Raw genomic sequence first — 22,457 nt, forward strand, 5'->3', positions numbered from 1 at the left:
CCGCACTACCATCATCTTCGGTAAAGTCATTGCTGGTTAAGATGGTAATTTCTGGAGCATCATTCACGGTGGTCACACTTGGATCAACGCTTACTGCGTCGCCATCAACCGTGCCGTCGTTTGGCGTTAAGGTGAACGCTGGTAACTCTTGACCACTGTTGACTAAGTCAGCGCCGGCTTCAGTTAGGACAACCGTACCATCTACGATTTCGTAGTTAACGGTATCGCTTAAGGTTACCGTAACCTCATCGCCTTCTTCATCACTGGTTTCAAAAGTTGAAACCACAGCGCCTTCTACAGCACTACCGTCATCTTCAGTAAAATCATTTAAATTGGTAATTATTAAGCTAGGGGCATCGTTGACAGTGATTACGTTTGGAGCAACAGATACTGGATCACCATCGGTTAAACCATCACTTGGCGTTAAAGTGTAAGCAGGCAACTCTTCACCGCTGTTGACCAGTGCTGCACCAGCTTCAGTTAAAACAACGGTATTATCAACAATCTCATAATTAACCGTATCGCTTAATATAATTGTAACTTCGTCGCCATCATCATCTGCTGTATCAAAAGTTGAAACAACAGCACCTTCTACAGCACTACCGTCATCTTCAGTAAAATCATTAGTATTAGTTATTGTTAAAGTAGGAGGTGTATTGATCGTCTCTGCATTGGAGTTTTCATCGGTATAAATTGTTGATTCTATATCATCATCAAAGCCTGCAGTTTCAAAATCAGTTGTTGCAATAGTTTCTTCACCGTCTCGATCAAAATCCACCAATGTAAAACCACCATCAGACTCTTCACCAGCTGCCGTTTCAATATCTAAATCTAAGACTTCTTCACCAAGTGCAAGTATCGCCTCAAGGTCATTGATGTCAATTTCAGTTTGCTGATTAGACTCAAGCGTATTAGTATTTTCTACTTCAGCTTGTAATATCTCATTGCCGTCTAACTCAGGTAGTAACAGTTCAGATACATCTAATGGCTCCCCAGTCGAATTTAACTGCTCTTCAGTTTGAACTAGCTTCTCCTCAGTTAACGCAACTTCAGAGGCATTATTTATATTTTCTGGACTGTTTTGTTCGGCCATGATGATTTTCCCACTTTAAATTTAATAATTATGTACGGCATGCTGGGCAATAGGATCAATAATAAAACTAAAAATTTACACCTCAAAAGTAATAACAATAGTTAAATATTGGGAAATAGTAAATTTGATTATTAGTTAATCTTTAACTCGAACACAAAAATAGCGTCATTTAGGGTTCTGAGTTTGCTATAGCTATAAGTAGAGCTAATTGGCCTTTGTAAAGAAGCAAAGTAGATTGATATAAATTAGATGAATTACACAACAGTAAATAAGTAATACTTTTTACTGTTGTGTAAACTATTTTTGATTTGTAAGAAAATTTTAAGCCTAAGGCCTTAATTTAATAAAAAGCGATTGAAAAGAAGTTTATTAATATCAAATCACATACTTTTAAGCAATATTAGGACCTAACCAACGCTCTGCAGTTTGCATATCCCAGCCTTTACGTTGAGCATAATCTTCTACTTGATCTGCTTGAATACCCGCAATGGCAAAGTAACGACTTTCAGGGTGAGAGAAAATCCAACCCGATACAGCAGCACCTGGATACATGGCATAGCTTGATGTTAATTGCATGCCAATCTCTTGTTCTACATTCATCAAGTCCCAAATAACCGCTTTTTCACTATGTTCAGGACAAGCTGGATAGCCAGGAGCTGGACGAATTCCTTGATATTTCTCACGAATTAAATCGTCATTATCTAAGGTTTCATCTGCTGCAAAGCCCCAGTACTCTTTACGTGTTTTTTGATGTAAATACTCGGCAAAGGCTTCCGCTAAACGATCACATACTGCTTGTACTAAAATCGCATTATAATCATCATTCTCTGCTTTGTAACGATCCGCAACTTCTCGCTCACCAATTCCTCCCGTTACAGCAAAAGCAGCAATATAATCAGCTACCCCCGTTGATTTAGGTGCAACGTAATCCGCTAATGAATGGTTAACAAAAGGTGCTTTTTTCTCTGTTTGTTGGCGTAATTGATTACTAACTTGCAACACCTTTGAACGTGTTTCATCACTGTAGATTTCAATATCATCACCAACACTGTTAGCCGGAAAAATCCCTACTATGCCTGATGCACTGATCTCGCCAGCCGCTTCTACTGTATCTAACATTTTCAATGCATCAGCAAATAAACGAGTTGCCTCTTCACCAACAACTTCATCCTTAAGGATACGAGGATATTTACCTGCTAATCCCCAAGTCATAAAAAATGGTGTCCAATCTATATATTCACGTAACACATTAATCGACATATTTTTTATAACTTGTACACCTAACTGATTAGGTACTTTTGGTTGGTAATTATCCCAATCTAATTTCGCCGCATTAGCACGTGCTTGTGCCAATCCGATAGGCGCACTGCGCGGACGTTTATTAGCATGTTGCTCACGTACACGTTGATAGTCTTGATTCAATTTCTCAACGAACTCTGGTTTATGTTTTGGGTTTAATAATTTCTGGCAAACTCCCACTGCACGGGAAGCATTAGACACATAAACAACAGGCTCATCGTAGTTTTGTTCTATTTTTACAGCAGTGTGTGCTTTAGAAGTTGTTGCACCACCAATCAATAATGGTAATTTCAGGCCTTGACGTTGCATCTCTTTAGCAACATACACCATCTCATCTAATGAGGGAGTGATAAGGCCTGACAAACCAATTAGATCAGCCTTTTCAGCAATGGCGGTTTTAATGATTTTTTCTGTAGGCACCATTACACCGAGGTCAATGATTTCATAGTTATTACATTGTAAAATAACCCCTACAATATTTTTACCAATATCGTGAACATCGCCTTTTACCGTCGCCATCACCACCTTACCATTGGTCGCTCCAACAGCTTTAGTGGCTTCAATAAATGGATTCAAATAAGCAACAGCTTGTTTCATTACCCGTGCTGATTTAACCACTTGTGGTAAGAACATTTTACCTTCACCGAATAAATCACCTACGATATTCATGCCGTCCATTAACGGCCCTTCAATCACTTCAATGGGCATATCAAAGCCTTGACGAGCTAATTCGGTGTCTTCTTCAATAAATTCAGTAATACCTTTAACAAGAGCATGAGCAATACGTTCATTCACAGGTAGGTTACGCCACTCAAGAGCTTTACTATCATCAACTTTTGCTGCGCCATCACCACGGTATTTTTCAGCAATATCGAGTAGTGCATCAGTGGCATTAGGATTACGATTTAATACGACGTCCTCTACTGCATCTTTTAATTCTTTTGGAATATCATCATAAATTGCTAGTTGAGCTGCGTTAACAATCCCCATGTCCATACCATTTTGGAAACAGTAATATAAGAACACGGCATGAATCGCTTCACGTACTGGATTATTACCGCGGAACGAGAAAGATACATTAGAAACACCACCAGAGATCATCGCATGAGGCAGATTATCTTTAATGTCTTTTACCGCATCGATAAAATCAACTGCGTAATTGTTATGCTCTTCAATACCTGTTGCAACCGCAAAAATATTAGGGTCAAAGATGATATCTTCAGGTGGGAAGCCCACTTGATTAACAAGGATATCGTATGAACGTTTACATATTTCATACTTACGTTCACGCGTATCTGCTTGACCAACTTCGTCAAAAGCCATAACAATCACAGCAAAGCCGTAACGACGAATTAGTTTTGCTTGATGAATAAAGTTATCAACCCCTTCTTTCATACTGATAGAGTTAACAATACCTTTACCTTGTACACACTTAAGCCCCTCTTCTAAAATTTCCCATTTAGAAGAATCGACCATGATTGGTACACGCGAAATATCTGGTTCAGAGGCACATAAATTCAAGAAGCGTTTCATAGCAAATAGGGAATCAAGCATCGCTTCATCCATATTGATATCGATAATATCAGCACCAGCTTCAACTTGATGCAATGCTACCTCAAGGGCCTCATCGTATAATTCATCTTTAATTAAACGCTTAAAACGTGCCGAACCAGTAACGTTGGTTCGTTCACCAACATTTTGGAAAAGAGAGTCAGCGCGAATCGTTAAGGCTTCTAAACCGCTTAAACGACAAGCGACTTCTATCTCAGGTAACTCGCGTGGTTTAACACCGGCAACAGCATCAGCCATCGCTTTGATATGTGCAGGAGTAGTACCACAACAACCACCTACTAAATTAAGGAACCCACTTTCAGCCCACTCTTTTATGTGAGTAGCCATTTCATCCGCTTCTAAATCATATTCACCAAAAGCATTAGGTAAACCGGCATTAGGGTGGGCAGACACATACGTTTCTGATATGCGTGACATCTCTTGTACATATTGACGAAGTTCATCAGGACCTAATGCACAGTTCAAACCAAAAGTCAGTGGTTCTGCATGGCGTAATGAGTTGTAAAAAGCTTCTGTTGTCTGCCCTGATAAGGTACGACCTGATGCATCGGTAATTGTCCCTGAAATCATAACAGGGAGTTTATACCCCAATTCTTCAAATACCGTCTCCACCGCAAAAACCGCTGCTTTAGCATTTAACGTATCAAAGATAGTTTCAATCAAAATTAAGTCACTTCCACCCTTAATCAATGCTTTTGTTGACTCAATATAAGCAATGACTAACTCATCAAAGGTAACATTACGAAAAGCAGGATCATTTACATCAGGAGAGATAGAACAAGTACGATTAGTTGGGCCTAAAACACCTGCAACAAAACGAGGGCGATCAGGAGTCTCATCGGTTTTCTCATCGGCAACGCGACGAGCAATACGGGCAGCTTCATAGTTGATTTCAGCAGAGATAGATTCCATTTCATAATCGGCCATGGCGATGGTCGTTGCATTAAAGGTATTGGTTTCAAGAATATCCGCACCAGCATCTAAATATTCACGATGAATATTAGCAATCACTTCAGGCTGAGTAAGCACTAATAAATCATTATTACCTTTTAAATCGCAACTCCATTGTTTAAAGCGTTCGCCACGAAAATCAGACTCTTCAAATTTCTGATCCTGGATCATGGTGCCCATACCACCATCTATCAGAAGAATATGCTTTTCTAATTGCGCTTTTATTATCGCACTACGATCACTTACCGACATAAAGTTCCCTGCTGCTTAACTTAGAATAAAAAAATGAGAGCAAATAATAGCATAAAAGTTAAGCTCATAATCTTTCAAAGACATTTCTATCTTGAAATATTCTGTTATAAATTATGAATTTTTTGATAGTTGTTGACTGAAAAAAACAAAGAAAATCAATATTAATGAATATTTTTCATGTTGTGGCAGGTATTAATCGATAAATCATAACGAGTAATAAGTAAGGCACATTAATATCCCCCTCACTAATTAACTGAGCAATTTTACTTATCAAAATAACTTATTTAATACGATTGATATAGCTCAGCATCGAAGCAAGGCGGTAAACTTTCTGGAGAAAAATGAAATATAAAATGAATAAAAAAGCGAGCCATTAAGTAGCTCGCTTTTGTGTAATAAAGAACGGTTTAATTGTGACTGTTTAACAATTATGTAGTTAATTGTATTTAAACTAAAGCTCACAATCTATATGTTAAAAGCAAATATTAGTAACGCCCGTTGGCAATGCGCTTAAAAATTAATGAAGCGCCTAACACTGATACCCGCTTTTAAGTAAACTATAAAAACTAATAATAACCAAACCTCCAGTGTTAATGAGTACAACCGGCATCAATCAAGTCAAATCCAACTTAGTAGCTCTGCGAGCATGTGAGTATTTATATTAATAACTCAATAATAGTTGTCTGTTCATGCACCGGTACGAGTAATAAGAATAAATAGCTGTACCTCCATAATATCTTGATTAATTTATAAAACTTATTTACTAAAAACATTTAGAAAGCCCGTTGTAATAAACAAACCTTCTATATAAAACTATTTTTGCGAACTAATTTTGTAACAACCATTGTTGCTACAGAGTAATTTATCCCTTAATTACCTTACTCATAAATAAGTATAGGAAAGGTTTTCAATTTCGCTAGTTTTTAATAAAAAATTTAAAAAACTCTCTTTGATGTTAATTTTATAGCACTATCACTAGGTTAAATCAGTAAGATCATAAGGTGTTACCTGATAAACACAATAATTTAACCAATTGCTATATAACAAGTTACCATGACTGCGCCAAATAGCACGAGGAGCTAAACTCGCATCATCCTTAGGATAGTAATTAATTGGTAATTCAGGCTCTAAATCTTCTTCTAAGTCTCTCAAGTACTCGTTATGTAAAGTCGTCGCATCATATTCAGGGTGGCCTGTGATATAGACTTGACGGCAATCCGGACTAGCAGCTAAATACACCCCAGCTTCTTTTTCATCTGCAAATACGGTGAGATCGGTTTTCTCTTGAATTTCGACACTATCAAACTCAGCATAACGTGATAAAGGAGCCCAAAACTCATCATCAAAGCCGCGTACTAAAGGGTGTTGATGGTGATGTGTTTTATGCGGATAAATGCCTGATAACTTATCATCACGTGTTACTTTATCTAGACCATAAAATATTTTTAAAGCTGCTTGTGCTGCCCAACATAAAAACAATGTTGAAGTAACATGATGACGAGACCACTCGACGATTTCAGTGAATTTTTCCCAATAGTAAACATTTTCAAAAGGAATTGTGCCTAGCGGTGCACCAGTGATAATAAAGCCATCCCACTTTTGTTCTTTAATACGTTCAAAGTCACCATAGAACTTATCTAAATGTTTTTGTGGCGTATTACGGCTTGCTCGTGCATCCACACGTAATAACTCAATATCAACTTGCAAAGGAGTATTCGACAGTAAGCGCATCAACTGTGTTTCTGTTTCAATTTTTTTCGGCATTAAATTTAAAATTAATACACGTAGTGGACGGATATTTTGATGACTTGCGCGTGTCTCAGACATCGTAAAGATGTTCTCAGATTTTAAAATGCTCGATGCGGGCAAATCATCTGGAATACGAATTGGCATAATAGCTTCCTCTACAAATAAACGTTTAGATGTCTAGAAGTCTAACACTATAATAAAATTTAGACACCATTAATTCTAATTTCTACTAATCACGTAGAAAGTCTTTCCCTCTTTGGTCATAGAAAACAATAGGTTTAAATAAAAACCAATACCATGCTAAGCAAATCCAGTGAATCAACTCCCTTTATTGAGCGACTATTCTAGTATCTACTTAATGCTTTCGTTAGACTGCTCACATCAATCAATAATATGAAAGGAATGACTATGCTAGAAACTAAAACGCTTATTGCAGATTTAAACAACCCTCAACATGCTAAAGCATACCTTAGTTTGATGTCTCACTATGCTAGCGATCCTATGGGTGGCGGTAAAGATATTAGTGACTATGCTAAACAAAATTTAGTACCTAGCTTAATGAAGCGAACGGATGTGTATATTGTATTGATTTTTGATGGGGATACACCTGCTGCTTTATTAACAGCCATTGAAGGTTTTTCTACTTTTGCTTGTAAACCGTTGTTTAACATACATGATGTAGTAGTTCATTCTGACTACAGAGGCAATGGATTAACTAAGCACTTATTTGAAAGAATTGAAGAGTTAGCTAAATTTCGAGAGTGTTGTAAAATAACGCTAGAGGTATTGAGTGGCAATGAAGTCGCTTGTAAAGCCTATGAAGCATTAGGATTTTCGGATTATCAATTAGACCCAGAATTTGGCAGTGCTTTATTTTGGACAAAGACACTATAAATTTCGATCAGTAACCATTAGTGAATGTTAATGGTTACTGGCTATATAGCAGTTATTTAATCGTTTGATCTTGCTTATAGCTAGCTTGAATGTTTTTAATATCTTCAACCATTAAATCCATATTAACGTGATTAATACCTTGTTCATTACGGGATGCTTTGAAGGTTGCATGAAATTTACCATCTGGATTAATCAGTACTATAGAAGCACTGTGATCTACCAAGTAATATTCTTCTTTTTCACTCTTTTCAACAATACTATAAATCAACCCTAACTTCGTAACAAAAGGCCACAATTGCTTATGTGTACTGGTAACACCAATAAAGTTAGGATTAAAATAACTAACGTAATCAGCTAGTTGCTCTGCTTTATCACGATTAGGATCGACAGATACAAATACAACTTGAGTACGCGTATTTTGATCATTTTGTAAGTTTGGATACACACGATCTAAATCAGCTAAGGTCGAAGGGCAAACATCTGGGCAAAAGGTATAGCCCACAAAAAATAAAGTCCATTTCCCCTTTAAGGATGCATTAGTAAACGCGACTTTACCTGCTTTTTCAAAAGAGAAGTCTGGCAATGCACGGCTAGGTTGATGTATGACTAAAGCTTTATTATGAGTAATAAAAGGTAAACGACTACTGAAGTTTAATGCATTTGCTTGTAGGACACCAAACAACAAACAAAACCCCATCATGATGCACGTTAATACAATAATTAAAGGTTTCATTTATCTCTCTCTATGACTAGATTATATGGTCATTTTTAGTAAAAATGACTGTCCTAATTACATCCAATCTGCAGTTCTAATAACCCCTACAGCGATACCTTCGATATCAAATGATTGATACTCTAAGTCCACTTTAATCGGATCAAACAAGTTATTTTCTGCTTTTAAAGTCACTTGTTTTCCATCACGATAAAAACGTTTTACGGTGACATCTTCTTCAACACGAGCAACAACCACTTGGCCATTATTAATATTTTGCGTTTTATGCACCGCTAATAAATCGCCATCCATAATACCAATATCTTTCATGCTTTCGCCTTGCACGCGCAATAAAAAATCGGCGGCGGGGTGAAACAAAGTAGGGTCAACGTCGTAATGCGTTTCAACATGCTCTTGCGCCAAAATAGGCTCACCAGCTGCTACTTTACCAATTAATGGTAAACCTTCTACTGCGACTTCGTTATCTTTGTGTTCCGTCACAACTCGAATACCACGCGAAGTGCCTGATAGAATTTCTATTGCACCTTTACGTGCCAATGCTTTTAAATGCTCTTCAGCTGCATTCGCACTTTTAAAACCAAGAATCTTTGCCAGTTCCACGCGCGTTGGTGGCATACCTGTCTTCGCTATTTGATCTTTAATTACATCTAAAACTTCGCCTTGGCGTTTAGTTAGCTCTTTCATTAGGATCTCCACGCATTAATAAACTGTAAACATACACAGTGTATATTCATACATGGTTAAATACCAGTTAAGACGTTATTTTTATTCAATAACCTGTGTTAAGGCTTTATAGCTGACCACTGAAAGTCACTGTGGTTGCTCCGCTGGTATTTTTAGGCCCTATCCAATTTAATGATTTAGCCACTGAAGGTGCTAACTTATCAGTACCTTCAATCTCACCGTTTAGTTTATACACCCCGCCCTCACTTAAAGTGATATCTAGCGCGGTTGTTAACTCATCTGATTTTTGACTGACAAAGGCAGTAATGTCGCCATCATCACAACCCAATTCAACAGTTGGAGAGTCAAGATTTACTCTGCCTAACTGGCTATTCACAACAGCATTTTGCCACAAGACATTTCCTTGCAATTGCTGACAATAAGGCTGACCTTGCACAAACTCTTTGATCACGGCGGAAAATTGACCTTCAATTTTAACCGGTAGACGCATTGGAATAAACGTAAGTAATTCTCTAGAGCTTAAATCTAAAATAACATTTGTCGCTTTAATTCCTGCTGAACCATAACTGACAAAACCTTTACCAGACATCGCGTCAGATCCATTATAAAACGAGACATCGCCAGCTAGATTTAACGTGAATAAGTCCATTAAGCTAACGTCCCATTTTACGTTCTCAAAACTCAATTTGCGATTCACTTCTATTTGTTTTGCTTGCCCTTGCCAAATAGTTCCGCTGGCATTTTGGATTTTAATACCATTTAACGGTAACCAATCCACCACCACTGCCGCGGGTAATTTGACTATTAGGGTCATGAGATAAACCAAGACGACCAAGATTGCAATTTTAACTTTCATTGAATGCCTTTAATATATTAATAACTTAATGTTAAACGATTAACTTTCACCAAACCTTGCACTTTATCTTGGCTTAAATCTGCACTGTTAATTTTAACTTGGTGTTGATTTTGTAAGCTGGTTATCCAATCGATGAACTGGTTAAATTCAATTTGATTTATCCATACATCTACTGTGTCATTACGACTTTGAATACGCGTTATATTGATTTGATTACGCTTAGCACTACTATTAACAAGTTGTGACAGTGTTTGTCTTTTAGCAGTATCTTTATTTACAACACCCGCACTAATGACTTTATTCGCATTCACTTTTACCCATTCCAGGCTTTGTTGTGCGTTCTTAAGTTGCGTTTCACTGGCCGCTAAATTATTAGCTAAGGGTTGCCATACAATGAAGTAGATAAAAGCAATAAATAAAATAACCATAGAAACAAAGGTAAGTTGCTGTTCTCTTTGGCTAATGCTTTCCCACCAATCTTTAATTTGTTCCAACATTATTTAACCCTCACAGTCACGGTACCCGCAATACGATCGGCACTATTACCTAATGTGCCTTGTTCAAAAGCGTAGCGTGTTGGTACTTTTGCAGCGAATTGTTCAAAAGCTTCGAAACTGTCGGCACTGATAGTTAAACTCAGCTCTTGATTTCGACTCACGTATTTTAGATTGGAGATTTCAATACTAGGCACCGCTTTTAATGCAGGTAATAATTCATTTAAAATAATCAGTAGTCCAGTCTCTTCTTTATCTACATCCGTGCTAGCCAATAACGTTTTTAAACGTTTTTTAATACGACTATATCGAAGGCGACCTTGATCTGGAAAAGCCTCTTGATAGACATCTTCTACTTGTGATTTTACGATTGAAATCTGTTTTTCAGTCTGCTCTATTTTCACAAATAAATTAATCACTAACACTACAAACAAGATACCAGCAGCCATTGCCACACCTTTCCATTTATGTAGTTGTAAATGGCTTTCTTTTTGTATCGCAAACTCACCTGTTAATAAGTTGAGGCTATTATGGATAGAGCCTTCAGTTAATAACTGCATTGGTAAAACAGGTGTTGCAGCTATCCACTGTCCAACAGGAATATCAGGTAAGGGACTGTAGCTTTGAATCACTTGCTGAGTATTTTGCTGTAACCGTAACGCTAATACATCACCCAGCATTTCATCTTCACAACTCCAAGCTTGGAAATCGCCTTCACGAATCAACCATTGCTTACCCTGTTGCAAAGCTTGCCATTGTGTTTCGTCAGCTGTTGGTAAGGCTAATGCCTCAGGAATCATACGCTGACAAAATATTTCAGCTGCTTCTAACCAATCCAACCAAAGTTGTAATTTTGTTTTAAAACAGATTGCGACTTCTATTTGATCAACTTTTTTAGATAGCACAGAAAAATGCAATTTATCCACATCACTAGCCAGTTCATCTTCCAGCATATAAGGTAAAGCTTGCTGCATTTGTCGTGTAAAGCCACCTTTAATGGTTACAGACTTTAAGGTAATGTCCACACTAGGTGCTAAACAGATAACTTTACGTGTTTGTGCTTTTTCAGTTAATAGCGTTAAGGCTTCTGCATTATCTAATTCACCAGAAGCAATAATCTCTTGTTCTTTCTCAGACCATATTAACCAATGAATTGTCTGATTTGCTTCACTTGCTAGGCGAATAATTAATTGTTCACTCACTGAGCCTCTCCAGTACCTACCAGCTCATCCACTCCCGCATATTGGAAGCGAACTTCGGTGGCTTCTTCACTCTCTACATTAAATAATAGCTTCAATACTATTACACGTTGATCAAATTCAGCTGCACCATAAAATTGAAAATAATCACTTGTTACACTTAATTGTGCTTCTTCTTCATCGGAAATAGATTGCCCATCCAATAGGTCTTCCGATAAAAATTCTTCTACCGACTCCCATCCGCTAGTGGGTCTATCATCAATCAACTCTTCAAAATCTTCGACAGTAAAATCTAGGTCTTCTGAAAACAATGAATATAATAAAGCAGCTTTATCCATCCTAACTGTATTTACATTAATCAACTGTTCAGAAGTAGGTAAAGCACACAGATAATCTTTAATATTATCGTAAATCTCAGCCGTTACTCCTTGTACCGAACGCAACTCTGAAATATCCACCATGAGGTTGTTGGCTGTTAAATGAGGCACTTGTAAAGATTCATAATAACGATCTTCAGCCCCTTCAGATTCATCGGCAGTATCATCACTATCAACCCAATCTCGCGCTGACTCAACAATCGTATCAGCGGTGCCTTCTTCGACATCTAACTCTTCTAATAAGCGTTTTAATTGGCTAACCGCTAATGGTTCGTCGTCTTCATCATCGTCTTCTTGAGTCGCCAATGCATTGATATTAAAACAACTTCTAAAATCAACCATATTGCCAGTGATTTGACCCTCATCGACCGGAAACACTAAATCCGGTGTAGCCCATGTTTGATCTAAACTAACTATTTCACTGTCTTCAAAATCATCTTCTAAAATCATTCGGCTGAATTCAACCGTTGCTTGCCCGTACCAATAGATTTTTTCTGAGTAGTTAACTCCCTCAGTACGCAATAAGCTTGAGGTCATTCTTCCTGTCATTGTTGAGGCTACCGTGACCATAATAGCTAAAATCATCAAGACGGTAATTAATGCAATGCCCCGCTGCTTATGTGGCTTTAACATCAATCTCCTACCTCACTAGCCGCTAACACAAACACACGTCTTAATTCACCGTAGTGCTTGCTGTTAATAGTAATTTCAATACCGGTTGGTAATGCCGAAGTCGATGACCAAGAGGTAACCCAAGTGTCATCCCAAAATCTGAAGGATAACCCTTCTATATCGTGCAAAATTACTTGCTGTTCAGGCTCTGCTCCAGAAATAGTATCTGGATGTAAATAATATAAGCGCTGTAACTGACCATCTTGTACACGATAACCGACACGCAATACATTAGAGCGTGGTAATAGGTTAAGTGGATTAAACCAGCCTAAGCGATTAAATTCGATCCCTTCATATTCTGAATCTAAAACGTCATCACCAGCGTACAGCACTTGTAAGTCTTCATCATCAGTGCCTTCGATACGCGAGGTTCTTGCAACCATTTGTACAAAATCCCGCTCTATCAGTAACATACCTCGCTGGATCTCTTTTAAATTTTGATCATGCTCTCGACTAATTTCACCGCTGCGTAATACACCTTGTAAAATCTGATAAGCAGCAAAACTGAGCATGGCAAAAATGGCAATGGCGACTAGAATTTCAACTAATGTAAAACCTTGGCTCTTTGCGATACCGCGACCTTGTTTATTGCGCAACATAAGTCCTTATATATCCAAGAGCTTGACCATCTTTTGTATCACTAACTTCTACATCCAATGCTCTAAAACTGTTATTACTCGTTTTCACGCCTTTGTAACGTAAATACCATGTGACACCTGCAAATTCGATCTCTTCTTCTTCCCAGTTCAAACCTGGCCATTCTTCTTCTATTTTTAATTCAGCAAGGCGATTGCTGGCAACCCAAGTCGCAAAGGTCTTTTGTTGTAAATAATCTTGATTGCGCAATGACTCGGATGCTGCTTGCATGACCGCTAACCCTGCAGTAGCTAGAATAACTAACGCTAACATCACTTCCAGCAGTGTCATTCCAGCTTGACCTTGATTAGTTTTTTTAAGGTTAGACTTGATCACTGCCATTACTCTTTTATCACTTCAATAACGCCAGTCATGGACACTTTAACGGTAACATCATGACTATTATCACCAGTATTGAAGAAGGTATAACTAAAAGGCGTCACTTCTCCACTTGCCATGATGTAAATCACAGGTTGAAGTACACTTTGCTCTTCTTCACCAATATTTACTCGATCTGAGTCACTTAAAAATGAATCATCGGTTGCACTATTTTGTACCGCTTCCAATTCCCCCCAAACACTACCTGATAGATCATATTCAGCGAGCATATCATCAGGAAAAGTCACATCACCATGAATACGATCATCAACAATCGGTATCCATTGTTTATTCATGGCATCATAAGAAGTAAAGGTATAACCCTGTTCATTAAACTGAATCCCAAACTCTGTATTTAGAATTAATGCTTGATCTTGAGCGAGCTGCAATAATGTACTAAACCGCTGAGCATGCCACTCAGTACCTTCTGTAGTAGTTCCGCTACTTGGTAACGTCATGACCACGCCAACAGAAATCATGCCTAATAATAACAATACCAGCATGACCTCTAATAGCGTGAAGCCTCTATTAATATGTCGCAGCATGCGCATTTAACAGCTGATACTATTTATCAAGTAAATTCCAGTTACCGATATCATCATCAGTGCCTTCTTCGCCATCTAAACCAACAGATAAAATATCGATTTTACCGTTTTCACCAGGACTGTTTAGCACATAATCATTACCCCAAGGGTCTTGAGGGAGACGCTTAATATAGCCATCTTCACGATAATTACGTGGCGTTGGTGAAATACTTGGCTCAGAAACTAATGCTTCTAAACCTTGGTCAGTTGTTGGGTAAACACTATTATCTAACTTATACATATCTAAAGCGTTTTCCAAAGCAACAATATCCGATTTCACTTTTTGTATATCTGCTTTATCTTTATTGCCGATTAAATTTGGTACGACCATTGCTGCAAGTACACCTAAGATCACGATAACCACCATGATCTCTAATAGAGTAAAACCTTTTTGTTGCATAGTTGATTTTTTCACTTTTTCGTCCTTTTAATTTTCTAAGAAATGGCTCAGCTAACCTGATACCAAATTATTAAGTGCTAATATAGGCTGTAAAATTGCAGCAACAATAAAGAGCACTACACCCGCCATAGAAATAACCAGTGCAGGTTCAAACAAACCTAATGCTAATGCCACTTGTGCCGAGAATTGTTTATCTTGATTATCTGCTGAACGTTCTAACATATTACCTAACTCACCACTGCGCTCACCACTGGCAATCATATGTAACATCATAGGAGGAAAGAGTTTAGTACTCGCTAATGCACGCCCCAAACTTGTCCCTTCTCTTACTCGTTCAGCTGCCTCCCCTACTTTTAAACGAATATATTGATTAGTTAATACATTACCAGCAATGCTCATCGCTTCAAGTAATGGCACCGCACTACTATTTAAGATGCTTAATGTTCTGGCAAAACGTGCGGTATTAAGTTCATTTACCACTTTACCAACCACAGGGAAATTAAGTAAAGCATGATCAAATCGTAATTGATTTTTAGCTTTGCGTAAGTATTGTTTAAACAATAAGAAAACAATAATGCACGCTCCAACAAAATATAAGCCATAAGCACTTAACGCATCACTGGTAGCAATTAAAAATTTAGTCGAAGCCGGTAGGTCTGCCCCCATGTGCTGGAATTGCCCAACAACTTGTGGCACAACAGAGGTTAATAGGATAGCCACTACAGAAATAGCAACAAGCGTTAATACAATTGGATAAATCAACGCCTGCATCATTTTGCTTTTCATCTCTTGGCGTTGTTCCTCGTAGTCAGCTAATCTATCTAATACTTTTTCTAAGTGCCCAGATTTCTCACCTGCCGCAACCATTGCACAAAATAAGTTATCAAAGATCATTGGGTAATTACGCATGCTATCAGCTAAGCTATAACCTTCAATAACCCCACCTCGAACTGCCGAAATCATATCTTTGATTTTTGGTTTATCACACTGATCTGCTACTGCTTGTAGTGATTCTTCGATTGGGATAGAGGAAGCAACTAAAGTAGAAAGCTGTCGTGTAATCAATGCGAGGTCAGTGGTGTTTATTTTAGTTTGAATAAAACTTTTACCTGCTTTTTTACGCTTTGCTGCCACGGCTTCTACTTCAAGCGGCATCATGCCTGCATTGCGTAATTGCTGACGTAACATACGTGCAGAATCAGCTTCTTGCGTGCCTTTTTTCTGTTTACCTTTTGCGTCTATCGCTTTATAAGAAAAAGTAGCCACACTAGTCCTCTCTTGTTACACGTAAAATCTCTTCTAACGTGGTCAATCCAGCTAAAACTTTCTGGATACCATCATCACGAATACTGTCAGATGTTTTACGAATTTCACGTTCGATAGCTTGCTCTCCAGCTCCCGTATGGACTAATTCACGAACAACTTCATTAACTACTAATAATTCATGAATACCAGTACGTCCACGATATCCTGTGTGGTTACATTGCACACAACCGTCTGGGCGGTAAATAATTGCTTGTTCATCTTCAGCTTTACCTAAAATGACTTTTTCAGAGGCTGTCGCTGGATGAGCTATTTTACAATGAGGACATAAACGACGTACTAAACGCTGCGCAAGCACACCTAAAATACTTGATGATAAAAGGAAAGGTTCAACACCCATATCATGTAAACGTGTCACTGCACCTACCGCCGTATTAGTATGTAAAGTAGACAATACTAAGTGACCGGTTAAACTGGCTTGAACGGCTATTTCAGCGGTTTCTAAATCACGAATTTCACCAATCATCACCACATCAGGATCTTGACGTAAAATTGCACGTAAACCACGAGCAAAGGTCATATCTACTTTAGTGTTAACTTGAGTTTGGCCAATGCCGTCGATAGCATATTCGATAGGATCTTCTACCGTTAAGATATTTCTATCTCTCGAATTAATCTCCAACAACCCAGCATAAAGCGTAGTACTTTTACCAGAACCAGTCGGTCCTGTTACCAAAATAATACCATGTGGCTTGTGGATTAAGGCTTGTAATAATTTATGATTGGTAGGGGTCATCCCTAAGGTAGACAAATCCAGTTTCACTGCATTTTTATCTAATAAACGTAATACCACACGTTCACCATGACTGGCTGGCATGGTCGATACACGTACATCGACAGCACGACCACCGATACGCAATGAAATACGGCCATCTTGTGGAATTCGTTTTTCTGCAATATCCAATTTAGCCATCACTTTAATACGTGATACTAATAACGCCGCTAACTTGCGTTGTGGTTTAAGTATTTCACGTAAAACACCATCTATACGGAAACGGATAACCAATGTTTGCTCAAAAGTTTCAATATGAATATCCGATGCTTCTTCTTTAATCGCTTCACCTAACATGGCGTTAATCAACTTAATGATCGGCGCATCATCTTCGGCTTCTAATAAATCATCATCGGCAGGTAATTCTTCAGCGAGTGTGAAGAAATCGTCAGCACCGAGATCTTCCATCAATTGTTGCGCTTCCAATGAAGAAGATTGGTAAGCACGTGCAACTAACCTATCAAAGGTTTCATTATCCACTTGCAGCGTATTAAACGGATGTCCAATAACTCGTCTTGCTTCCACTAATAACTCAACTGAGGGCACCTGTTTAAAACACAAGGTACTCTTTGGGCCATCATGAGACATAACTAGTTCATGCTTCTTAGAGAAAGTAAACGGCAGCTGTCCCGAAGGGGTAAATTCTACAACCTCCGGTTCCAGTAAATTATCAACGTCACTTACATTGCTCATATTGCTTTGTCCGCTTTTTCTGAATCAATTTCGTAATTACTTTCACGATCTGACTTTAAAAAAGTTCTTGGATCAATTTCAACGGACTCACCCCAATGCGGTAATAGCGGCACATCAGTTTCAGGCATTAACGCAACGCCATCAACACCTTGACTCAACTGTATTTGACGCATTAGACCATATTTACGTTGGCTTAACTGCATCATGGTCTCATCGTCACGAATAATCGTTGCACGTAAGAACACCATTAGGTTACGTTTTTCAGTACTACTTTGGGTAGAACGGAACAACACACCTAGGTATGGAATATCACCTAACCACGGCACTTTATCGACAGTTTCATTAACTTCTTCATCGATTAAACCACCAATAACAATAGTTTCACCTGATTTAGCTAAAACCGTCGTTTTCACTGAACGCGTCGCAAAGACCACATCCACCGATGTTTGACCTTGAATACTTGAAACTTCTTGCTCAATCACCATTTGTACAGAGTCACCTTCATTAATTTGAGGCGTCACTTTCAACTTAATGCCAACCTCTTTACGCTCAATGGTTTGGAATGGATTGTCGTTATCACTACTTGATGTTGAGCCAGTTAATACCGGTACTTCGTCACCAACGATAAAGCTTGCTTCTTGATTATCAAGCGTTGTAATGCTCGGTGTTGCTAAAATATTAGAGGTACTTGTTGAACTTAATGCCTGAATAATTACAGCCCAATCACTATTAACATAACCGGCTACACCACCTGAAATTGAAGATAATGCAGAAGCTAAGTCTTCATAATCATCTTCATCATTATCGATAGCATAAACACCCGTAGCTAAGTCCGTTAATGATGCGCCATTATCGTTAAACTGCGTACCTAAACCGTTGGTGGTTCCCCACTGAACGTTTAAACGAACACCATCACCTTCAGATACTTCGACAATAATTGCCTCAACTAATACTTGCGCACGACGAATATCAAGTTGGTGAATGATGCTACTCAATGAGGACATCAAGGCAGGTTGTGCAGAGATGATGATCGAATTGGTTGGCTCATGAGCTTGAATATTTAAGTTAGAATCGTTATTACCACTACTAGATTTTTTACCAGACGTATCTTCAAGGCCTTTACTAACGCCCGTTAGAACTTGTGCGACCTCTTTTGCATCTGCGTATTTAAGGTAAAAAACACGTGTATTGCCGTTATTTTTAAGTTCGCTATCTAATGATTTAATCAGCTTAATTACACGGCTACGCGTACTTGGTTCACCACTGACAATCACTGAGTTAGTTCTTTCATCAGCGACTAAACGCGGTTTAAGTACACTGGTTGAACTACTTTTAGAGCTCGTTGATGTTTCTTGAATAGAGTTGATCATATTCACCATATCTAAAGCACTGGCAAATTGTAATTTAACAATATCAACTTCTTGGTCGCCGGCTTTATCCACACGATGAATAATTTTCACCAAACGATTTACGACAGCCGCACGGCCTGTAATCATAATGACATTTGATGGGTCATAATGCACAACGTTACCGCCACCAGCACTATCATTTAGCTGACGTAATAAAGGAGCAAGTTCTCTAACAGATACGTTAATCACAGGTACAACACGTGTCACCATCTCATCGCCTTTGTATTCCGTATCATCGTCGATAACAGGAATAGCAGCGACCTTTGCATCTTTAGATTTGATGACTTTAATGATGCCATTGTCCATTTCAACAATCGCAAATCCATACACTTCTAGTACATTTAAGAAGAACTGGTAATATTGACTTTCATTAAGTAGGTCGTAACTACGTACATTAATTTTTCCACGTACTGATGGGTCTAATATGATGGTTTTTTGTAAGTTTTTACCAACAATATTAATAAACTCATTCAAATCAGCGTTTTTAAAACTAGCAGAATACTCAGCAGCTTCTACTACAGCAGACTGTGAAAACAAAACAAAAACACTAGCCCCCAAAAAGCTAACCAGTCTTTTCTTTATTCCTAACATCATTACAACCTCATTGCTTGCTACTTCTGCTTATAATCTAACTATTAATATATTATGACAATTAATAGTTTAGCGACTAAAACTTTTATTTATTATTATGGGATACTAAAATACAATTCATTTAATTCACCATCACGGTCAATTGTTAAACTCATCTCAGTCATAGTTGGAAATTCTTTCATTAAACTCACTGCTTGAGTGATGTCGGTTAAATCGACTCCGTTTAACTCCACCGCTAAATCACCAGCTTTTAATCCTGCTTCTTCAAATAACTCTGGGTTTTTACCCGGGTTGACTCGATACCCTTTAATTTGGTCACCTTCTCGTACTGGAGAGATACGCACGTAATCTAGCAACTTACCAGGATCTTCCACAAGTTCATCTCTATCCAGTGGGATCTCTTTTCTTTTTGAAGAACGGCTACTACGCTTACTGGTATTAGTCGATTTTTTTTCTTTAACTTCTTCCCCTTTCTCCAATTTAGCTAAGCGCTCCTCTTCCTCTTCTAAACCATCTAGGATTAAAGTTTGCTCTTCGCCATTAACACTAATAATAATACGATCATGGTAAATTTCAGTGACAATTGCATCTGTTCCTGGGATTTCAGACTCTATAAAATAACTATCTTGGGAACGTTTATATTCGATGATAACACTGGAAAGTCTAGGGTCAGTGGCGGCAACTATACCAACGAGGGTGAGTTTTAAACGGGTTTTAGGCGCATCAATTTGTTCTTGTTGATAAGCGATTCTTTCGCCTTGATAACGACCAAATATTGCTTGATCTTGTAATTTTTGAGTGCTTAATCTATTTGTTTCATTAATCTTTCTTTCAGCTGTAGGAGTCCAATTGTGGCTACTTTCAGGCTCTGGATAAACAGATAGAGTCAATAAGGCAGATTGGTAAGCGATTGAACCACAGATCACTGCCAACAATATTTGGGGTAGTATGGAAATCATAGCCTATCTTCTCATCCTATTACTGAATCATTGAATATCAAAAAACATTGATATCATATTAATGCTAACGAAGCGCTTTATAAAATAACAATTAGCAGAAAATTTCAATATTCATGAGACTTAGGCTGTAAGTTTAAAGCTTAGCTGTCGATAAGATAACACTTTTATGACAATTTTTATGTCACAAGTTTATAACAAATATTATGTCATAGGTTGACCTTGACTTATCAAGTTTTGCCCCCACTTGTTAAGTGATATTAGTCACATTAATTAAGTGTTCTCTTTTAATGATTAAAATAACATCTTGGCTCGATGCAACTTATGCAAATAGAACAACTATTTAGCATAAAAAATATCAAATATGAGATGATTTTAAAACAGAATACAAACCAGTTACTTAATATAATGAGTATAACAGTGCATTATTAGATAATGATTTAGCATAACATCGACTTTTACTATACTAAAATACGCTTTTTGAGTTAAAAATTTATGACAACATTAACGGTTAGACTAGATAAGTGGTTATGGGCGGCACGTTTTTATAAAACCCGCAGCTTAGCGCGAGATATGGTGCAAGGTGGCAAGGTTCACTATAATGGACAACGATGCAAGGCCAGTAAAACGGTCGAGGTCGGGGCTACATTATCTATTCGCCAAGGCGAACAATTATTCGAAGTGACTGTGGAAGCATTATCTGAACACCGTCAAGGTGCTCCGATAGCACAAACGCTTTATCAAGAAACAGAAAAAAGTGTTGCCAAACGAGAACAACACCAGATGTTGCGCAAGTTAAGTTTACAAAATGCGCCGCACCCTGATCGAAAACCAAATAAAAAAGAACGCCGTGAATTAATACACGCAAAAACACAACGTAATACAGCTAATTTCGATTAATAGCTGAACAAATACATATTGAGAGAATTTATGACAGACCAACTACAACGCTTCCTATTTGATGACTTCGAAATTCGTGGTGAAATCGCACAGGCACATACCGCTTTTGAAGAATGCGTAAGTAATCACGATTACCCAGTAGAAGTAGCGAATACAATCGGAGAGTTGTTAATAGCAACTAGTCTGCTTACTGCAACATTAAAGTTTAAAGGTAAAATTGCAGTTCAAATTCAGGGCGATGGTCCATTAAGCATGGCAGTTATTAATGCTAACCAAAATTTAGAAGTACGTGGTACAGCACGTTATCAAGGTGATACTACTGGTTTATCTTTTTCTGAATTAATTGGTAAAGGCAACCTAATGATAACTATCACTCCTGATAATGGCGAACGTTACCAAGGCATTGTAGCTTTAGAAAAAGGGTCATTAGCTGCTTGTTTAGAAGACTACTTTGTCCAGTCTGAACAATTAGCAACTAAAATCAGCCTTTTTGCTGATAGCACTAGTACACCTGTACAAGCAGCCGGTTTATTAATCCAAACTTTACCTGCACACAGTGAAAGCCATGAAGAAGATTTTGCTCACGTATGTGCATTAGCAAACACGATTAAAGCTGAAGAGATCTACACACTACAAAATGATGACCTGTTATTCCGCTTATATCATCAGGAAAAAGTCCGCCTATTTGAAGTACAGCCAATTAGCTTTGTATGTGGTTGTTCAGAAGAGCGTTGTTTATCTTCGTTAGCATCGTTAGATGAAGAAGAGATCAAAGATATTTTAGAAGAACAAGAGAGTATTGATATGCGTTGTGAGTATTGTGCAACAACTTATTCATTCAAAGAGAAAGATTTACAAATTCTTTTCACTTCTACAAATCAAAAGCACTGATTTATCATACAAAAGTGCGAGCTCACAAAGTTGCCATGGAGATTTTTCTGTGGCATTTTTTTGCCTAATAATTAGACGCTGATCCCACTTATCTCTCAA

At 37.9% G+C, this 22,457-nt stretch carries 20 protein-coding genes; 3 read left to right on the forward strand and 17 right to left on the reverse strand.

Features of this window, described 5'->3' with window-relative positions; genetic code table 11:
* The 3 genes from OW492_RS13755 to metA form a co-directional block, all read right to left on the reverse strand.
* Nucleotides 1–1,093, reverse strand: a 1,093-nt coding sequence (locus OW492_RS13755; RefSeq protein WP_290040769.1) for a hypothetical protein, incomplete at its 3' end; no start/stop codon positions are given.
* Nucleotides 1,094–1,483: 390 nt separating this feature from the next.
* Complete coding sequence (gene metH / locus OW492_RS13760) at nucleotides 1,484–5,167, reverse strand: methionine synthase (RefSeq protein ID WP_290040771.1); 3,684 nt, start codon at nucleotides 5,165–5,167, stop codon at nucleotides 1,484–1,486.
* A 975-nt stretch (nucleotides 5,168–6,142) separates the two neighbouring features.
* Nucleotides 6,143–7,060 (reverse strand): homoserine O-succinyltransferase, encoded by a 918-nt coding sequence (metA, locus tag OW492_RS13765; RefSeq protein WP_290040773.1) that lies wholly within the window; start codon nucleotides 7,058–7,060, stop codon nucleotides 6,143–6,145.
* A 264-nt stretch (nucleotides 7,061–7,324) separates the two neighbouring features.
* Between metA and OW492_RS13770 the strand changes: the two genes are divergently transcribed.
* The gene (locus OW492_RS13770; protein ID WP_290040774.1) at nucleotides 7,325–7,810 is read left to right on the forward strand and encodes a GNAT family N-acetyltransferase; all 486 of its coding nucleotides are present in this window, start codon (nucleotides 7,325–7,327) and stop codon (nucleotides 7,808–7,810) included.
* 52 nt (nucleotides 7,811–7,862) lie between these two features.
* Here OW492_RS13770 and OW492_RS13775 read toward each other — a convergent pair whose 3' ends face one another.
* The 14 genes from OW492_RS13775 to gspC all read right to left on the reverse strand — a co-directional run bounded on the left by OW492_RS13775 (nucleotide 7,863) and on the right by gspC (nucleotide 20,570).
* On the reverse strand, nucleotides 7,863–8,543 hold the full coding sequence (locus tag OW492_RS13775) for an SCO family protein (RefSeq protein WP_290040775.1): 681 nt from the start codon (nucleotides 8,541–8,543) through the stop codon (nucleotides 7,863–7,865).
* 57 nt (nucleotides 8,544–8,600) lie between these two features.
* Nucleotides 8,601–9,227, reverse strand: coding sequence for a transcriptional repressor LexA (gene lexA, locus OW492_RS13780; protein ID WP_290040777.1), 627 nt, complete (start codon nucleotides 9,225–9,227; stop codon nucleotides 8,601–8,603).
* Between the two features lie 106 nt (nucleotides 9,228–9,333).
* Nucleotides 9,334–10,083, reverse strand: coding sequence for a type II secretion system protein N (locus OW492_RS13785; RefSeq protein WP_290040779.1), 750 nt, complete (start codon nucleotides 10,081–10,083; stop codon nucleotides 9,334–9,336).
* A gap of 17 nt (nucleotides 10,084–10,100) precedes the next feature.
* Nucleotides 10,101–10,580, reverse strand: a complete 480-nt coding sequence (locus OW492_RS13790) for a type II secretion system protein M (protein ID WP_290040780.1) — start codon at nucleotides 10,578–10,580, stop codon at nucleotides 10,101–10,103.
* On the reverse strand, nucleotides 10,580–11,779 hold the full coding sequence (gene gspL / locus OW492_RS13795; RefSeq protein WP_290040781.1) for a type II secretion system protein GspL: 1,200 nt from the start codon (nucleotides 11,777–11,779) through the stop codon (nucleotides 10,580–10,582). The genes OW492_RS13790 and gspL overlap by 1 nt, the downstream gene beginning before the upstream one ends.
* Nucleotides 11,776–12,786, reverse strand: a complete 1,011-nt coding sequence (gene gspK / locus OW492_RS13800) for a type II secretion system minor pseudopilin GspK (protein WP_290040782.1) — start codon at nucleotides 12,784–12,786, stop codon at nucleotides 11,776–11,778. Before gspK ends, gspL begins: the two co-directional genes overlap by 4 nt.
* The gene (gene gspJ / locus OW492_RS13805; protein WP_290040783.1) at nucleotides 12,786–13,424 is read right to left on the reverse strand and encodes a type II secretion system minor pseudopilin GspJ; all 639 of its coding nucleotides are present in this window, start codon (nucleotides 13,422–13,424) and stop codon (nucleotides 12,786–12,788) included. The genes gspK and gspJ overlap by 1 nt, the downstream gene beginning before the upstream one ends.
* A complete protein-coding gene (gene gspI, locus OW492_RS13810; protein ID WP_290040784.1) occupies nucleotides 13,411–13,797 on the reverse strand; it encodes a type II secretion system minor pseudopilin GspI in 387 nt (128 codons plus the stop codon). Before gspI ends, gspJ begins: the two co-directional genes overlap by 14 nt.
* A 5-nt stretch (nucleotides 13,798–13,802) precedes the next feature.
* Nucleotides 13,803–14,390: a type II secretion system minor pseudopilin GspH gene (gene gspH / locus OW492_RS13815; protein ID WP_290040786.1), complete on the reverse strand. Its 588-nt coding sequence runs from the start codon at nucleotides 14,388–14,390 to the stop codon at nucleotides 13,803–13,805.
* Nucleotides 14,391–14,403: 13 nt separating this feature from the next.
* Nucleotides 14,404–14,823 (reverse strand): type II secretion system major pseudopilin GspG, encoded by a 420-nt coding sequence (gspG, locus tag OW492_RS13820; RefSeq protein ID WP_290040933.1) that lies wholly within the window; start codon nucleotides 14,821–14,823, stop codon nucleotides 14,404–14,406.
* A 51-nt stretch (nucleotides 14,824–14,874) separates the two neighbouring features.
* The gene (gspF, locus tag OW492_RS13825) at nucleotides 14,875–16,089 is read right to left on the reverse strand and encodes a type II secretion system inner membrane protein GspF (RefSeq protein WP_290040788.1); all 1,215 of its coding nucleotides are present in this window, start codon (nucleotides 16,087–16,089) and stop codon (nucleotides 14,875–14,877) included.
* Nucleotide 16,090: 1 nt separating this feature from the next.
* A complete protein-coding gene (gspE, locus tag OW492_RS13830; RefSeq protein WP_290040790.1) occupies nucleotides 16,091–17,611 on the reverse strand; it encodes a type II secretion system ATPase GspE in 1,521 nt (506 codons plus the stop codon).
* Complete coding sequence (gene gspD, locus OW492_RS13835) at nucleotides 17,608–19,614, reverse strand: type II secretion system secretin GspD (RefSeq protein WP_290040792.1); 2,007 nt, start codon at nucleotides 19,612–19,614, stop codon at nucleotides 17,608–17,610. The genes gspE and gspD overlap by 4 nt, the downstream gene beginning before the upstream one ends.
* A 92-nt stretch (nucleotides 19,615–19,706) precedes the next feature.
* Nucleotides 19,707–20,570: a type II secretion system protein GspC gene (gene gspC / locus OW492_RS13840; RefSeq protein ID WP_290040794.1), complete on the reverse strand. Its 864-nt coding sequence runs from the start codon at nucleotides 20,568–20,570 to the stop codon at nucleotides 19,707–19,709.
* Between the two features lie 492 nt (nucleotides 20,571–21,062).
* On the opposite strand from gspC, the gene hslR reads away from it, so the two are divergent.
* Together hslR and hslO are read left to right on the forward strand one after the other, a co-directional pair.
* The gene (hslR, locus tag OW492_RS13845) at nucleotides 21,063–21,467 is read left to right on the forward strand and encodes a ribosome-associated heat shock protein Hsp15 (RefSeq protein WP_290040795.1); all 405 of its coding nucleotides are present in this window, start codon (nucleotides 21,063–21,065) and stop codon (nucleotides 21,465–21,467) included.
* 30 nt (nucleotides 21,468–21,497) lie between these two features.
* Nucleotides 21,498–22,358, forward strand: a complete 861-nt coding sequence (gene hslO / locus OW492_RS13850; RefSeq protein WP_290040797.1) for an Hsp33 family molecular chaperone HslO — start codon at nucleotides 21,498–21,500, stop codon at nucleotides 22,356–22,358.
* Nucleotides 22,359–22,457 lie beyond the last annotated feature (99 nt).

It is taken from the genome of Psychromonas sp. 14N.309.X.WAT.B.A12 (genome assembly GCF_030397575.1).
Taxonomy (GTDB): domain Bacteria; phylum Pseudomonadota; class Gammaproteobacteria; order Enterobacterales; family Psychromonadaceae; genus Psychromonas.